This window comes from Sideroxydans sp. CL21, assembly GCF_902459525.1.
Classification (GTDB): Bacteria; Pseudomonadota; Gammaproteobacteria; order Burkholderiales; family Gallionellaceae; genus Sideroxyarcus.
In genome coordinates, this window is sequence record NZ_LR699166.1 from 3357520 (window position 1) to 3374206 (window position 16687).

The following is a 16687-nucleotide window of genomic DNA, read 5'->3' on the forward strand; positions in this document are numbered from 1 at the left end:
ACTAAACTGCAGCAATAAAGAAACGAATGTCCAGAGGCTCTGCCGTATTGGCTGGGCCGAAATAATTTGAAACCGGAAACGCTAACACGCGACGAGGAAATTTATGTCTAAGAATATGGTTGTACTAACCAGTTTTCTGCTGGCGGCTATTGCCGCCCCCGCTTTTGCACATGATGCTGAATATGCTAAAGAATGCTCTAAAGAAGGTGCGAAGATTTCCAATAAACATCAAAGAGATATTTTCTTGAAGTCATGCTTGAAGAGAATCGACATGACAGCTTTTCAATTTAGTGAAAAAGCGGAGCAATGCGATCAGAATGCAAAAAACATGAAGTTGGATGGAATGAAGAAAGATGAGTATTTGAAGCACTGCTATTTGGAAGATGACACTCATCCCAATCCAGACCAAACACCGCATCCGAAAATGTAATTAATTTTGTTCGGTTAACCAGGTGTTTTCACACTTGGTTGACCGAAATAACCTGGAACGCCGCTACGCGGCCCCTTATCTCAACGCTGCCTGTATTGAGTCGCGACTGACAGATACTGGAACTTGGCGCGGGCACGCGAACTGTTGTATGTCGCACAGGTCGCCGATACAGCACAGCGGATGCCCCTCAAACCCATTCCATCGTCGACACCTTGGCTGCGCAAATAACCTGATTCGCGCACTTGCTCAGCCTCCAATGATGAATTATTATTTATAATACAGGTGGTTACCAATTATTAAGCAATTGGTCATTCATTTGGAATGGGTAAAATATTTTACAACGCAATCTCGCCCGTCCATGAACTCAATTCATGCACGATGCTTCTGGAAGGATTGGCTCTGGTCTGTTTTATTGCGCGTCGTAGAAAAAGTAACATCATGCGATCTGCGGTGATGCTTCATCTAAAACGGGAGCCCAAGCTCCCGTTTTTTACATTATTGATCCTGCCAAATGAAGTTGAAATCGCGGCCCCCGTCATTCTGCAGTTTGGAGGGCAGATAAGTTCAAACATGATCTGGCCGGAACAATTGAGGTTTCAGTCCATTTTTCATTACACAAATTAAGGTGCCATCAAAAAACTAACGCATTGATTATGTTAATTAAGCCAGCTTTCCGTGGCACTGCTTGTATTTTTTACCTGAACCGCAAGGGCAGGGATCGTTTCGACCGATCTTTTCACCGCCGCGCACAAAAGGCTTGAGCTCAGTTTCCGTATTGTCTGTCGAAGCCAGTGCTTCTTCATAATCGGCATGATGATACTGCACGTTTTCAGGCGCATGGGGCGCTTCTGCTGCCGCCACATCTGCCTCGCTGCGGATCTGCACGTTCATCAGTGTCTGCGTCACATCACGCTTGATCGCTTCAAGCATGGTAGCGAACAGATCGAATGCTTCGCGCTTGTATTCCTGCTTGGGGTTCTTCTGCGCATAGCCGCGAAGATGAATGCCCTGCCGCAGGTGGTCCAGCGCTGCAAGATGTTCTCGCCAATGTTGGTCCAGACTCTGCAACATGACGATACGTTCATAGCCATGCATCACGTTGGCACCTACATGTTCTACCTTGGCCTGATATTGCTGTTGCGCCGCTTCAATTATGCGTGACCGCAGGCCGTTTTCATCCAGTTGCTTTTCCTGCTCCAGCCATTGCGCCACGGGTTGGTGCAACTGATATTCTGCACCCAGTGTTTTTTCCAGGCCCGCCGCATCCCATTGTTCTTCCATGCTCCCATGCGGGATATGTTCGGCAACCGTATCTGACAATACACCTTCGCGCATTGCATTGATGGTCTCCGAAATATCGGTGCTTTCCAGCAATTCGGCACGCTGCTGATAGATTACTTTACGCTGGTCGTTGGCGACATCATCGTATTCCAGGATCTGTTTGCGCATATCGAAGTTGCGCGCTTCCACCTTGCGTTGCGCATTTTCTATCGCGCGTGTCACCCAAGTGTGTTCGATGGCCTCGCCTTCCGGCAGCTTGAACTTGTTCATGATCGCCGCTACGCGGTCGGATGCGAAGATGCGCAATAGCGGATCTTCCAGCGACAGGTAAAAACGGCTGGAGCCGGGATCGCCCTGACGCCCGGAACGGCCGCGCAATTGGTTATCCACGCGCCGCGATTCGTGGCGCTCTGTACCGATGATATGCAAGCCTCCGCTCGCGATCACCTGCTTGTGGATCGGCTCCCATTCGGCACGCAATTCCCCGATGCGTTGCTCTTTTGCAGCCGCATCCAGGCTTTCGTCCATACGCACCAGCTCGATGGGTTTTTCCACGTTCCCGCCCAGCACGATGTCCGTGCCGCGTCCCGCCATGTTGGTGGCAATCGTAACCATCTTCGGACGACCGGCCTGAGCAACGATCTCGGCTTCACGCGCATGCTGTTTGGCATTCAACACTTGGTGCGGCAGTTTTTCCTTTGCCAGCAAACCCGACAACAATTCGGAGGTTTCGATGGAAGTCGTACCAACCAGCACGGGTTGACCGCGCTCGTGGCAATCGCGGATATCGGCAATAACCGCCGCATATTTTTCGCGCGTAGTGAGATAAACCTTGTCCATCATATCCTTGCGTACCGTGGGACGATGCGGCGGGATAATGACCGTTTCGAGATTGTAGATGCTCTGGAACTCGTAGGCTTCGGTGTCTGCCGTGCCGGTCATGCCGGACAGCTTGTTGTACATGCGGAAATAATTCTGGAACGTGATCGAAGCCAGCGTCTGATTCTCTTTCTGGATCTCAACGCCTTCTTTGGCTTCCACCGCCTGGTGCAAGCCATCCGACCAGCGACGTCCGGCCATCAGGCGACCGGTAAATTCATCGACAATGATGACTTCATTGTTCTGCACCACATAATGCTGGTCGAGAAAGAACAGGTTGTGCGCCCGCAATGCGGCATACAAATGGTGTATCAGCGTGATATTGGCCGGGTCGTACAAGCTGCCGCCAATCGGCAACAGACCGGCTTGTGCCAGCAAGCGTTCGGCATGCTCGTGGCCGGACTCGCTCAGCAAAATCTGGTGGTTCTTTTCGTCGACATGGAAGTCGCCCGGCGCATTCTCGTCTGCCTGACGTTTCAAATTCGGCACCAGTTTATTCATCTGCAAATAAACATCAAGATTGTCTTCAGCCTGGCCGGAGATGATGAGCGGCGTACGCGCCTCATCGATCAAAATGGAGTCCACCTCGTCGACAACGGCGAAGTTCAGACCGCGCTGAAAACGGTCCTCGGCGTTAGCTGCCATGTTGTCGCGCAGGTAGTCGAAGCCGAACTCGTTATTGGTACCATAGGTGATGTCCGCGCCGTAGGCTACCTGCTTGTCCGCATGCTCCATACTGGTCAGAATCACGCCGACGGACAGCCCGAGAAACTGGTACAGCTTGCCCATCCACTCGGCGTCGCGCGCTGCCAGATAGTCGTTCACCGTCACCACATGCACGCCTTTGCCTGAAAGTGCGTTCAAGTAGGCCGGCAATGTGGCCATCAGGGTCTTGCCTTCACCGGTTCGCATTTCGGCTATCTTGCCGTAATGCAGCACCATGCCGCCAATCAGCTGCACATCGAAGTGCCGCATCTGCAATACCCGTTTGCTGCCTTCGCGCACCACGGCAAAGGCTTCCGGCAAGATCGCGTCTAGAGGCTCACCCTGTTGCACCCGTTGTTTGAATTCTGCCGTCTTGGCACGCAATTGCTCGTCGGACAAGGCGGATATCTGTCCCTCCAACGCATTTACACGAGTAACGGTCTGGCGATACTGTTTGAGCAAACGGTCATTCCGACTGCCGAATACGGACTTCAATATTTTTGAGATCATGCTGTTATTTTCTTATGCTGCCGTTACAAACAAATAAAAAAGGGTGAGGCACACACCTCACCCTTCTGCAAAACCTGAACGGTCAACTCCTGGCATTTTCCAGGAAACGTACCGGGTTCTGGGCGATGCCCTTGTATCTCACTTCAAAATGCAGATGTGGGCCGGTCGATCTGCCCGTGCTTCCCGACAAACCGATCTCATCCCCACGCCTGACCATCTGTCCTACTTTGACCAACAGCTTGGACGCATGCGCATAACGCGTTACTACCTCATTGCCATGATCTATCTCGACCATATTACCATACTGCGGATGCATGTCCGCATACACCACCACCCCGCCAGCCGAAGCATGGATCGGCGTACCCTCCGGAACCATGTAATCCACCCCCTCATGCATGGCATTCTTGCCGGTAAAGGGGTCAATACGCCAACCAAAATTGGAGGAATACCAGACTTCATTGATAGGAGGAACCGAAGGCAACAGCTTTTTGCTCAATTTGTCCTGCATTAACAATGTTTCCAGCGCCACCAGTTTGTCGCTACGGTCGCTCAGCAGCTCATTCAACTCCGCCATCTGTTGCTCCATGCTCGACATGGAAACTTGTTGTTGCAGGGCTGACGGCAGGTAAGGCCCCCCCTGTGCAGGCGGTTTGTCGAACGAGAACTCTTCCGGCTTCATGCCGCTCATTTTGGCCAGGCGTGCTCCCAAACCATTCAGCCGCAGCACTTGTGCTTGCATCTGCCCAAGCCGCATAGCCAGAGTATCCAGACTCTTGTGCATGAAGGTTTCCTGTTTTTGCTGCTCATCCTGTTGGGCGCTGGCCATCCAGGCGCGCAATTCGTTGCTCATCATGCCCGGTTGGAAGCGCACAATGGCATATTGTGCGGCCAATACCGCCGCAACGAACATCAGTGCGGCCAAGATTGCCAGAACGGCCAGATGCGTTCCCGTCAGCGAAATGCTCCGGGCTTTTGCAAATCGGTTGGAAACTAGAATAATATTCACGCAACCCCCTTTTTGATGCGATTCCTGTAAACCTACTGTGCCGTCCCGCCTGAACGCCTATTTGGCCTCCAATCAAGAATTACGGCAACTTTCGAGCAAAGCCAAGCAAACTGCAGCCCTGCAAAAGCACTACGAAGCCATCGCTCCACCCAATCTGGCACGCAACAGCCTGGTATTACGATTGAACCAGCAAACGATGGTCATTGCTGCAAATAACGGCGCGGTGGCCGCCAAGCTGCGACAGATGTCCGCGGACCTTATTTCCCTTTTTCAAGCAAGGGGATGCGAGGTTACTGTAATTCAAATCAGGGTGCAAGTCACGGCCCCTCCCCACATCATGCCTTCCGAACCGCGCAAATTGGGTAAATCCGCTCAAGAAGCTTTGAACAAACTGGATGAAAATCTGGCCGAATCGCCCCTCAAAGCAGCTTTAAGGCGACTGATCAAGCGTGTTTAGCTCAAACCAGTACCCGCCAGGCAACCAATCCATAGCGTTCAAGCAGGTATAACGCAGCGAACACCAAAAGTACGTAGCCCATGAATCGCACCACCTGCCATATGAAGCGGGGATAACGCGGATCGCGCGTGACCAAATATAAGGCAGCGGATGAAACAATCAACAATATGGAGAGCAATATAGCGAGGCGGATAAGCATCGCTGCTGCCGAATCAGGCCGCCTGTAGCTGCAGGCGCAGGAAATCGGGGGCCTCTTCCTGCTTGTCGAATGTGGTGAATTCCCATGCCGTCTCGTCGGCCAACAAGGCCCGACAAAGGGCGTTATTCAAGGCATGGCCGGATTTATAGCCGGAAAATGCGCCAATTAATGGATGTCCGAGCAGGTAAAGATCGCCAATGGCGTCCAGAACCTTGTGTTTCACAAATTCGTCTTCAAAACGCAGTCCATCCGGGTTGATGACACGATATTCGTCCATCACGATGGCATTATCCAGGCTCCCGCCCAGCGCCAATCCTTGCGAACGCATGTATTCAACTTCTTGCATGAAGCCGAAAGTGCGGGCGCGACTTACTTCCTTAATATAAGAATGTTCCCCAAGATCGACCGTCACAGTCTGTTTGGTGTTGGCAAACACCGGGTGGGCAAAATTGATGGTGAAGTTCAGCTTGTAGCCGTTATACGGCTCAAAACGTACCCATTTGTCGCCATCCTTCACTTCCACCGTTTTTTTAATCCGGATGAATTTCTTGGCTGCAGCCTGTTCGACGATGCCGGCCGATTGCAGCAGGAATATGAATGTTCCCGCGCTACCGTCCATGATGGGCAATTCCGAACTGGTCAGTTCGACGATGGCGTTGTCGATACCCAAGCCGGCCAAAGCCGACATCAGGTGCTCCACCGTCGCCACACGTGCGCCATGCGCTTCCAGACAAGTGGAAAGCCGCGTGTCGTTAACCGCATGAGCCTCGGCGCGAATATCCCCGGAATCCGGCAAATCAATGCGCCGAAACACGATCCCGCTGTCAATGGAAGCCGGACGCAAGGTCAGGTAGACCTTTTCGCCGGTGTGCAGACCGACGCCCGTCGCCTGCACCATCGTTTTCAATGTACGTTGCTTGACCATTTGTGATGACCTGACAAAATCGGTGCGAAGTTTAACATAGCCCTAAGGCAGGATTTGGGAACTGGGAATTGGGATTTTGCACGAACGCTCCCTGCAAGTCCTAAGTCCAAAATCCTAATTCCTGCCTTAATCCGCTTGTTTGCGCAAGAACGACGGAATATCGAGCGGATCGACGCCGGATTGCTTCATCGCTTCGACTGCTTCGCGATGGCGTCCGGTGCGTATCACTGCAGGCATATCCAGCTCGTTGTAGTTAACCATCGGCGCATCGTGCGTTCCGGTACGCTGTTGCTTCTCGTACGCCAGAACCGGCTTCGGCTGCTTGCGTGCCATTGGAACGCCCAGACCGGTAGCCACGATGGTCACGCGCATCTCATCACCCATTGCCTCATCGAATACCGAGCCGACAATCACCGTCGCTTCTTGTGCGGCAAACTGGAAACAATTCATCACTTCATGCAGCTCTTCCAGAGTCAGGCTGCTGCTGGAGGTGATGTTGACCAGCACACCGCGCGCGCCGGAAAGATCCACATCTTCCAGCAAGGGACTGGCGATAGCTTGTTCTGCGGCACGTTGCGCACGGCCTTCTCCGGATGCGGATGCCGCACCCATCATCGCCATGCCGTTCTCCGACATCAGCGTGCACACGTCGGCAAAATCCACATTCACCATGCCTGGAACGTTGATGACTTCTGCGATACCGGCCACCGCTCCCTGCAACACACCGTTCGCCGCCTTGAATGCTTCCGGCAATGTAGTCTTTCCGCCCAGCACTTCCATCAGCTTGGCATTCGGAACGATGATGAGGGAATCGACATAGACTGCCAGTTCCTCGATGCCGCTTTGAGCCAGCGTCATGCGCTTGCCTTCGAAGATGAACGGCTTGGTCACCACTGCCACAGTGAGGATGCCCATCTCCTTGGCCACTTGCGCAACGATCGGCGCGGCTCCCGTGCCTGTTCCGCCCCCCATGCCCGCGGTGATGAACACCATGTTGGCGCCGCTGATGATCTCGGCGATGCGCTCGCGGTCTTCGATCGCGGCAGCCTGGCCGATCTCGGGCTTGGCGCCTGCGCCGAGGCCCTTGGTCAGGTTTGCGCCAATCTGCAACTGCACACGCGCCTTGCTGCGGCGCAGCGCCTGCGCGTCGGTGTTGATGACGATGAATTCGACCCCTTGCACTCCCTGATCGATCATGTGATCGACTGCATTCCCGCCGCAGCCGCCCACCCCTACCACTTTGATCACTGCACCTTGCGGCTGAGCATCCATTAGTTCAAACATGTTTTTCTCCTTTTCTAAATTGCAAACCGACCCTGAACCAAACTACTAAAAATTGCGCTGAAACCACGTCTTCATACTTGCCATCACATCGCCGAACGATCCCGAATTAACGCGCGACACTTCGTCGCGCTTGTGCTGCTCCAGCCCGTACAACAGCAAACCGACTCCCGTCGCGTAGCGCGGCGTTTTCACGACATCCGATAATCCCCCGATGTTGCGCGGCACGCCCATACGCACCGGCATATGGAATATTTCCTCGCCCAACTCGACCATGCCCTGCATGGCGCTGCTGCCTCCGGTGATCACAATGCCGGAAGACAACAGGTCCTCGAACCCGCTCCGGCGCAGCTCTTGCTGCACCAGTGAATACAGTTCCTCCACGCGGGGTTCGATCACTTCCGCCAGGGTCTGCCGCGAAAGCATGCGCGCACTGCGCTCGCCCACGCCCGGCACTTCGATTGGTGCATCGTTCGCCAACTGGCGCAAGGCGCACCCGTATTTGATCTTGATGTCCTCGGCATCCTTGGTCGGCGTACGCAGCGCCATCGCGATGTCGTTGGTGATCTGGTCACCGGCGATGGGGATCACCGCCGTATGCCGGATCGCCCCGTTGGTGAAGATCGCCACATCGGTAGTCCCGCCGCCGATGTCCACCAGGCACACGCCCAGCTCCCGTTCGTCGTCCGCCAGCACCGCTTTGCTCGATGCCAGGGGTTGCAGGATCATCTCGTGCACTTCCAGCCCGCAGCGGTGGATGCACTTCAGGATGTTTTGTACTGCCGCCACCGCCCCGGTGACGATGTGCACCTCCACTTCAAGGCGCATGCCGCTCATGCCCAGCGGCTTTTTGATACCGCCCTGCCCGTCGATGCTGAACTCCTGTTCAAGGATGTGAAGGATCTGCTGGTCTCCCGGCAGGCTGATCGAACTGGCCGTCTCCACCGCGCGCACCACATCGGTGTGTGCCACTTCCTTGTCCTTGATCTTGATCATGCCGTTGGCATTCGAACTGCGAATATGGCTGCCCGCAATACCGGTATAGACCTCGCGTATCTTGCAGTCCGCCATCAGCTCCGCTTCTTCCAGCGCGCGCTGGATGGCACCGACCGTCGCGTCGATGTTCACCACCATGCCCTTCTTCATGCCGGAAGACTGGTGCATGCCCGCCCCGATCACTTCCAGTGTGCCTTCCGGCCTGATTTCGGCAACGATGCACGCGATCTTCGACGTGCCGATGTCCAGCGCCACGATCAAATTCTTGTTCTCTCTGTTCTTGCTCATCGCTTTCCCCTTGCTGCCATTTCAAACATTGCCGCCCGGCAGATACGCCGCAAACCCGTTGCGATAACGCAGATCCACATGGTTGGCCGGTCGTGCCAATGCGGCCAGACTGTACGGATACACTTTGACGAAACGAGTCATCCGCTCTTGCATCTCTTCCCTGCCCAGCTCGAGCACCATGCCCTTGTCCAACTTCACCTGCCACGCATAGCGCGGCGACAGACTTATTTGCACGATCTGCTGGTGCAACGGCTGCAGTGCTGCGTTCAAGTCGGCGTACATCTGCGTTACCTGCGGCGAGGTTTCCGGCTGCCCTATGAATACCGGCAACACCTGGTCTGTCGTCGCCGAAAAAACCTCCCCGTACGTATTCACGAGTGAAGTGCCGTTCCAGCGGGCCAGTGCCACTTGCTCTTCCACTTCCACTTCCAGACTCCACGGAAACTTGCGCCGCACACTCACTTTGCGCACCCAAGGCAACTTTTCGAATGCCTGTCGCGTAGCTTCCAAATCGACTGTGAAGAAGTTCCCGCTCACTTGCTCATGCACCACTTTTTCCATCAACTCGGGCGAAATGCGTTGCGGCACCGCAGTCAGTTCCACGATGCGCAGGGGAAACACCGGCAAGTGCAGCACGTAGCGTGCTGTGCCGTAGAGCACCAGCACAAAGCTCGCACCGAACAGCACGTTCGCGATGCCGCGCAGCAGTGGCGTGTTATCCCACATGCGCCCCCTCCAGTATCCGGATCACCAACTGCTCAAAATCTATGCCTGCCTGTCGTGCCGCCATCGGCACCAGACTGTGGTCGGTCATACCTGGCGATGTGTTCGCCTCCAGCAGATAGGCTTTGCCGTCCTCGCCGCGCAGGAAGTCCACGCGCCCCCAACCCTGCCCGCCGATAAGCGCAAATGCCAGCTGGGCAAGGTGCTGCATCTCGCTCTCTTGTTCCGCAGTCAGACCGCACGGACACAAATAACGAGTGTCGTCGCGTAGATATTTGGCCTCGTAGTCGTAGAACTCATTCGCAGGCTCAATCTTGATGACCGGCAGCGCACGACCGTTCAAAATCGCAACCGTGTACTCACCGCCCCCGATGAAGCGCTCGGCAAGTACCAGGCTGTCGTATTTGGCCGCTTCCGCATAAGCAGCCTGCAAATCTTCGGCACGCTTCACTTTGGTGATACCCACGCTCGATCCTTCGTTTGCGGGCTTCACAAACAGCGGCAAACCGAGACGTTGCACCACACCGTTCCAGTCGCTGCGCTCGGTGAGCATTTCGTAATCGGGAATCGGCAAGCCTGCGGCCTGCCACACCAGCTTGGTGCGCCATTTGTCCATCGCGAGTGCCGAAGCCAGCACGCCGCTGCCGGTATAGGGGATGTTCATCAACTCCAGTGCACCCTGCACCGTTCCGTCTTCGCCGAAGCGGCCGTGCAAAGCGATGAACACGCGGTTGAAATTCTCATCCCGCAAGGCATGCAGATCCCGTGTCTCGGGATCGAATCCGTGCGCGTCCACTCCGCTCCTCTGCAATGCGGCCAACACCGCCGTACCGCTCTTCAACGATACTTCGCGCTCAGCGGAACGCCCGCCGAACAGCACGGCCACTTTTCCAAAATTCTTCAAGCTCGCTCTCCGATGATCCTTACTTCGGGATGCAGTTGCACCCCGGTCTTTGATTCAACTTCTGCCCGTACTTCCTCGATCAGGTTCTCGATATCCGTTGCGGTCGCCTTGTCCACGTTCACGATGAAGTTGGCATGCTTCTCCGACACCTGTGCGCCGCCGACGCGCCTGCCTTTCAGTCCGCATTCCTCGATCAATTTCGCCGCATGGCTGCCTGGCGGATTGCGGAATACCGAGCCCGCGTTCGGCAACTGCAGGGGCTGGCTGGCGCTGCGTTTCTCCATCAATGTCTTGATCTCTTTGCGTGCGGCTTCCACGTCACCTGTTTCCAGTTTTAGCCATGCACCAACGAAAAATTCATCGCAGGCCTCGGGATGCGGGATACAGGATTCAGTAACACCCTCCGCACTCCGAACCCCATCCCGTATCATGAATCCTGAATCCTGAATCCTCTTTACGTGCCGATAACCGATCTCATATTCCTGTGGTGTACGTTCCATCAGTTCACCGCGACGCGTCAGCACCTGTACGCGCCGCACTTTCTGCCAGGTTTCACCGCCGTAACATCCCGCATTCATTGCAAGCATGCCGCCCACGGTTCCGGGTATTCCGACGAAAAATTCCCCGCCACACAAATTGTTGGATGCTGCAAAACGCGCCAACTTCGCCCCAGGCACACCCGCCTGTGCGTAGATGTATTGGCCATCCATGCGCAACTCTGTCAGGGCACCCACCATTAGCAACACCGTGCCGCGGAATCCGCCGTCGCGCACGAGCAAATTGCTGCCGAGACCCACTGCGATCAGCGACTCGTCTGTCGGCGTTTGCCGCAAAAAATGCTGCAAGTCGGCGAGATCGGCCGGCTGGTACACACGCTGCGCTGCACCTCCGGCACGCCAGCTCACGTGACGCGACATGGGCTCGTCGCGGAACATCTCTCCGCGCAATCCTGTCGCACTGAATTGTGTCGGTTCGCTCATGTTCATTTTTGCGCCAATTGCTTCACCAAGCCCGGCACGCCGCCGATAGAGCCTGCACCCATGGTCAGTACCACATCGCCTGCACGTGCCATCTGCAAAATGGTCTGCGGCATATCGGCGATGTTCTCGACGAACACCGCTTCGCTCTGCCCCACTACGCGCAGGGCATGCATCAGGGCGCGCCCGTCTGCGGCGACGATAGGCGCTTCGCCTGCCGCATAAATGTCGGCCAAGGCAAGCGCATCCACGCCGGACAACACCTTGACGAAATCTTCGAACAGGTCGCGCGTACGCGTGAAACGGTGCGGCTGGAAGGCCAGCAACAATCGCTTGCCGGGAAATGCGCCGCGCACAGCTGCCAGCGTCGCCTTCATTTCCACCGGATGATGACCATAGTCGTCGATCAAAGTGAACGAGCCGCCGGACGCCAGCGGTATCTCGCCATAGCGCTGCATGCGCCGACCCACACCTTCGAATTCGGCCAGTGCCGCAACAATCGCTGCTGGTGCAACACCAACCTCCAGACCGACCGCAATAGCCGCCAGCGCGTTAAGTACGTTGTGCATACCCGCCAGATTGAGCGAGATGTCGAGATCAAGCGGCTTGCCCTCGAACAGGCATTTTTCGTCGTGGCGGCATTGCGCGGTGAAGCGCATCCGGCCAGCCTCATGCCGCACGTTCACGGCGCGTATCTGCGCTTCCTCGCCCTGACCGTAGGTGGTGATAGGCTTGCTGATACGCGGCAGGATATCGCGCACGTTCTCGTCATCCGAACACAGGATGGCGCGTCCGTAGAATGGAAGGCGCTCGACAAAATCGATGAAAGCCTGCTTCAACTTGTTGAAGTCGTGGCCGTACGTCTCCATGTGGTCGGCATCGATGTTGGTGATCACGGCAAGGATGGGAGTGAGATACAAAAAGGATGCATCGGACTCGTCCGCTTCGGCGACAATGAACTCGCCCGTGCCCAGCCGCGCGTTTGCACCGCTGCTGTTGAGACGCCCTCCGATGACAAAGGTGGGGTCGTATCCGCCTTTCGCCAATACACTGGTCACCAGCGATGTGGTGGTGGTCTTGCCATGTGTTCCAGCTACCGCAATACCCTGACGCAGCCGCATCAATTCCGCCAGCATCACGGCGCGCGGCACGACTGGAATGTGCTGTTCGCGTGCCGCCAGCACTTCCGGGTTGTCCGCTTTCACTGCAGTGGATACCACGACCGCATCGGCATTGCGCAAATTCTTTGCATCGTGCCCATGATGAATGATCGCACCCAGGGTCTGTAAACGTTGCGTAACCGCGCTGTCGGCAAGATCGGAACCGCTCACCCTGAATCCCAGGTTGAGCAGCACCTCGGCGATACCATTCATACCGGAACCGCCGATACCGACAAAGTGAATATGTTTGATTTTATGTTTCATGCCAGTTGCCTCATTCCTTTTCGCGCCCACTCCGCATCACCTTTTTTCGGCAATGCGACAATCACGGACGCTTGCATCCTGCATACGAAAATCCTGTTCTCTGCTCATGCTGCAACCAATTCTGCGCAAACTTTCGCGACCGTCTGCGTGGCCTCAGGCTTGGCCTGATTGCGCGCGGCTTGCGCCATCACCAGCAGTTTTTCCCGATCAAATCCGCGCAACAATTGCGCCAGCTTTTCCCCACTCAATTCCTTTTGCGGCAGCAACACAGCTGCTCCCCGTTCGCTCAGGAAGCGCGCGTTATGCGTTTGATGATCATCCACTGCGATCGGCAGCGGAATCAGTACGCTTGCCACCCCGGCAGCTGCCAGCTCGGCAATAGTCAATGCACCCGCGCGACAGATCAGCACATCCGCATGTGCATACTGGGTCGCCATATCGTCGAGAAACGGGCGGATATCGGCTTTTGCGCCTGCCTGCTTGTAAAGTTGCTGCACTGTTTCCAGGTTTTTCTTGCCGGTCTGGTGCACCACATTCGGGCGGTCTTGCTCGTTCATCAGCGCAAGCGCTTTCGGCATTGCCTCGTTGAGCGCTTGCGCCCCCAGACTTCCGCCCACGACAAGCACATTCAATTTGCCACTGCGTGCTGCGTAGCGCTCTTTCGGCTCAGGCAATGCAGCAATATCGGCACGCACCGGATTGCCGCACCATTCGGTACGTTTCAGTACGTCGGGAAATCCGCTCAGCACGCGTGCAGCCAGTTTTGCCAGCACTTTGTTGCTCATGCCCGCAATCGAGTTCTGTTCATGAATGACCAATGGCCGACGCAACATCGCCGCCATCAAACCGCCCGGCATGGTGATATATCCGCCCATACCCAACACCACATCGGGGCGATAGCTGAAGATCGCAACCGCGCTTTGGCCCAGCGCGCGCAGCAGGGTGAAGGGCAGCGCGAGCAGACGCAACATGCCTTTGCCGCGCACACCGGTAAAATTCACCCACGCCACCGGATAGCCGTGTTTGGGCACCAGTTCCGCTTCCATACTGTTCGGTGCGCCCAGCCAAACCACGTTCCATCCCTGTGTACGCAGCGCGTCGGCGACGGCAAGGCCCGGGTAAATGTGCCCGCCGGTTCCACCTGCCATGATGAGGATGGTTCTGCTCATATTGGAAGTCCCCGTGCCACTCGCCGGTTCTCGTAATCAATCCGCAGCAATACCGCGACCGCCACACAGTTCACCACCACACCGCTGCCACCGAAGCTCAGGAATGGCAGGGTCAAGCCCTTGGTCGGCAGCACGCCCATGTTCACGCCGATGTTGATCATCGCCTGCACACCCAGCCACACTGCTACGCCCTGCGCCACCAGCGCCGCAAACAGGCGTTCCGACATCGCCGCCTGACGGCCGATCGTGAAGGCGCGCACGATGAGCCAGCCGAACAGCAGGATGACCGCGCTTACGCCGACCAAGCCCAGTTCTTCCGCAGTCACGGCGAGCAGGAAGTCGGTATGGGCTTCCGGCAGGTAAAATAATTTCTCCACGCTGCCGCCGAGACCGACGCCCAGCCATTCGCCGCGCCCGAACGCGATTAGTGCGTGGCTGAGCTGATAGCCCTTGCCGAACGGATCGGACCACGGATCCATGAAGCCGATGACGCGCTGCATGCGATAGGGTGACGAGAGGATCAGTGCCGCGAACGCGAGTGGCAGCAGCAGCACCAACCCGCCGAATATCTTGAGGTTGAAACCGCCCAGCCACAGCGTACCCATCGCGATCGCACAGATCACCACGAATGCACCCATGTCCGGCTCCAGCAGCAGCAACGCACCAACCAGTGCCATCACGCCGAACATCGGCAGGAAAGGTTGCAGCAGGTGATCCTTCACCGCGCCTTTGCGCACGGCGTAATCCGCCGCATACAGGACAGCGAATAGTTTCATCAGCTCCGACGGTTGCAGATTGACCACAACCAGCGACAGCCAGCGGCGGCTGCCGTTGACCGACTTGCCGACGCCGGGGATCAATACCAACAGCAGCAGCACCACGCCGACCAGGAACAGATACGGCGCATACTTCTGCCATATCTGCGTCGGGACCTGGAATGCGACCACGCCGGCCGCCACGCCGGCCAGAATGAAGATGGCATGACGCACCAGATAATATGTCGGCTGGTAATTGGTGTACTTGCCTGCTTCGGCGGTCGCGATCGACGCCGAGTAGACCATCACCAAACCGATGGCAAGCAATGCAGTGACGATCCAGGTCAACACGTTGTCGTATTCCGCCACATTGCGACGGGGAGCGTTCAGTGTTGTGTCGAACATGCCGCCCCCGTTTCCAGTTTCTTCACTGCCGCGATGAATACTTCGGCGCGATGCAGGTAACTCCTGTACATATCAAAGCTGGCGCAGGCCGGTGACATCAATACTGCATCGCCGGGCAGTGCATTCGCTGTTGCGAGGCGAACTGCTTCATCCATGTCGCGTGCTTTCAGTACCGGCTTGCCGCAACCTTGCAGCGCCCGCTCGATCAGCAACGCGTCGCGCCCGATCAACACCGCGGCACGCGCATGCTTTGTCACGGCATCTTTCAGCGGTGTGAAATCCTGCCCTTTGCCGTCACCGCCGAGAATGACTACCGCCGGTTTGCCCAGACCTTTCAGTGCCGCTTCGGTCGCGCCTACATTCGTCCCTTTGGAATCGTCGTAATAAGTGACGCCAGCGACTTCCGCGACTTTCTCCACACGGTGCGGCAAACCCTTGAAGGCGCGCAACGCTGCGCACAACGGTTCAAGCGGCAAATCGAGCGCACGGCACAACGCCAGAGCCGCCAATGCATTCGCGACATTGTGCAATCCGCTGACCTGCAACTCGTCGGCGCGCAGGATCTTTTGCGCACCCTGCATCAACCAGACCGTTGTACCTTCACGATTGATGCCCCAGTCATCTGCACCCAGTGGCGGATTCAGCCCAAAACTGAGTTGCACACGTTCTTCAACCAGCATCGCCGCACTGCGGGCGTCTTCGCGATTCACGATCTGAGTGCCGTTACCGCGGAAGATGCGCGCCTTGGCCGCCGCATAACTATCCATCCCATCGTAGCGATCGAGGTGATCTTCGGTGACGTTAAGCACCACGGCGGCATCCGCGTTCAGCGTGTAAGTCGTTTCAAGCTGAAAACTGGAAAGCTCAAGCACCCATATCGCCGGTTGTTTTCCGCCACGTTCACGCAACGAATCCAGTACGGCGGGCGAGATGTTGCCTGCAACCTGCGCATCCAGACCTGCTGCCGCACACATTGCTCCGACCATACTGGTGACGGTTGTCTTGCCGTTTGCACCCGTGATTGCAATGACTTTGGGCTTCGGTTTCGTTACATTGATTTGCTGTGCCAGCAATTCGATATCGCCTTCGACCGGAATGCCGCGCGCAATGGCGCGCTGCACGAACGGCTCGGCCAGCGGCACACCGGGACTGATGGCGATTCGGTCTATGCCCTGCAACAACTCGTCGCTGAACGGACCGCACTGCACATCGGCATGCGGCAACTCGCTGCGCAATATCGCGACGCCGGGCGGGGTATTGCGGCTGTCAGCCACACGCAAGCGCGCACCCTGCCCGCTCAGATAGCGCGCGAGCGAGAGCCCGGTTTCACCGAGACCGAGCACCAGCACTGATTGTCCGCGCAGTTGATTCAT

Annotated in this window: 15 protein-coding genes; 2 read left to right on the top strand and 13 right to left on the bottom strand. The window is 56.4% G+C overall.

Annotation, left to right across the window (positions count from 1 at the left end; genetic code table 11):
* Positions 1–103 precede the first annotated feature (103 nt).
* Positions 104–430 carry a hypothetical protein gene (locus QOY30_RS16030; protein ID WP_283744194.1) on the top strand — a complete coding sequence of 109 codons (327 nt, stop codon included), beginning with the start codon at positions 104–106 and terminating at the stop codon, positions 428–430.
* Positions 431–1090: 660 nt separating this feature from the next.
* Here the strand turns inward: QOY30_RS16030 and secA are convergent.
* Both secA and QOY30_RS16040 read right to left on the bottom strand, forming a co-directional pair.
* Positions 1091–3805, bottom strand: coding sequence for a preprotein translocase subunit SecA (gene secA / locus QOY30_RS16035; protein ID WP_283745625.1), 2715 nt, complete (start codon positions 3803–3805; stop codon positions 1091–1093).
* 82 nt (positions 3806–3887) lie between these two features.
* Positions 3888–4811 (bottom strand): M23 family metallopeptidase, encoded by a 924-nt coding sequence (locus QOY30_RS16040; protein ID WP_283745626.1) that lies wholly within the window; start codon positions 4809–4811, stop codon positions 3888–3890.
* A 37-nt stretch (positions 4812–4848) separates the two neighbouring features.
* Between QOY30_RS16040 and QOY30_RS16045 the strand changes: the two genes are divergently transcribed.
* On the top strand, positions 4849–5268 hold the full coding sequence (locus tag QOY30_RS16045) for a DciA family protein (RefSeq protein WP_283745627.1): 420 nt from the start codon (positions 4849–4851) through the stop codon (positions 5266–5268).
* A 1-nt stretch (position 5269) separates the two neighbouring features.
* Here the strand turns inward: QOY30_RS16045 and QOY30_RS16050 are convergent, their stop codons facing one another.
* The 11 genes from QOY30_RS16050 to murD form a co-directional block, all read right to left on the bottom strand.
* Positions 5270–5467: a hypothetical protein gene (locus QOY30_RS16050; RefSeq protein ID WP_283745628.1), complete on the bottom strand. Its 198-nt coding sequence runs from the start codon at positions 5465–5467 to the stop codon at positions 5270–5272.
* Between the two features lie 13 nt (positions 5468–5480).
* Positions 5481–6392 carry a UDP-3-O-acyl-N-acetylglucosamine deacetylase gene (lpxC, locus tag QOY30_RS16055; RefSeq protein WP_283745629.1) on the bottom strand — a complete coding sequence of 304 codons (912 nt, stop codon included), beginning with the start codon at positions 6390–6392 and terminating at the stop codon, positions 5481–5483.
* Between the two features lie 126 nt (positions 6393–6518).
* On the bottom strand, positions 6519–7676 hold the full coding sequence (ftsZ, locus tag QOY30_RS16060) for a cell division protein FtsZ (protein WP_283745630.1): 1158 nt from the start codon (positions 7674–7676) through the stop codon (positions 6519–6521).
* Positions 7677–7721: 45 nt separating this feature from the next.
* A complete protein-coding gene (gene ftsA, locus QOY30_RS16065) occupies positions 7722–8957 on the bottom strand; it encodes a cell division protein FtsA (RefSeq protein ID WP_283745631.1) in 1236 nt (411 codons plus the stop codon).
* Positions 8958–8978: 21 nt separating this feature from the next.
* Positions 8979–9683 (bottom strand): cell division protein FtsQ/DivIB, encoded by a 705-nt coding sequence (locus tag QOY30_RS16070; protein ID WP_283745632.1) that lies wholly within the window; start codon positions 9681–9683, stop codon positions 8979–8981.
* Entirely contained in the window at positions 9673–10584 is a 912-nt protein-coding gene (locus QOY30_RS16075; RefSeq protein ID WP_283745633.1) for a D-alanine--D-alanine ligase, read from the bottom strand. Before QOY30_RS16075 ends, QOY30_RS16070 begins: the two co-directional genes overlap by 11 nt.
* Positions 10581–11570 (bottom strand): UDP-N-acetylmuramate dehydrogenase, encoded by a 990-nt coding sequence (gene murB / locus QOY30_RS16080; RefSeq protein ID WP_283745634.1) that lies wholly within the window; start codon positions 11568–11570, stop codon positions 10581–10583. The genes QOY30_RS16075 and murB overlap by 4 nt, the downstream gene beginning before the upstream one ends.
* Positions 11567–12985 (bottom strand): UDP-N-acetylmuramate--L-alanine ligase, encoded by a 1419-nt coding sequence (gene murC / locus QOY30_RS16085; RefSeq protein WP_283745635.1) that lies wholly within the window; start codon positions 12983–12985, stop codon positions 11567–11569. The genes murB and murC overlap by 4 nt, the downstream gene beginning before the upstream one ends.
* Before the next feature lie 104 nt (positions 12986–13089).
* Entirely contained in the window at positions 13090–14154 is a 1065-nt protein-coding gene (gene murG, locus QOY30_RS16090; protein ID WP_283745636.1) for an undecaprenyldiphospho-muramoylpentapeptide beta-N-acetylglucosaminyltransferase, read from the bottom strand.
* Complete coding sequence (gene ftsW / locus QOY30_RS16095) at positions 14151–15314, bottom strand: putative lipid II flippase FtsW (RefSeq protein ID WP_283745637.1); 1164 nt, start codon at positions 15312–15314, stop codon at positions 14151–14153. Before ftsW ends, murG begins: the two co-directional genes overlap by 4 nt.
* Positions 15296–16687, bottom strand: coding sequence for a UDP-N-acetylmuramoyl-L-alanine--D-glutamate ligase (gene murD, locus QOY30_RS16100; RefSeq protein WP_283745638.1), 1392 nt, complete (start codon positions 16685–16687; stop codon positions 15296–15298). The genes ftsW and murD overlap by 19 nt, the downstream gene beginning before the upstream one ends.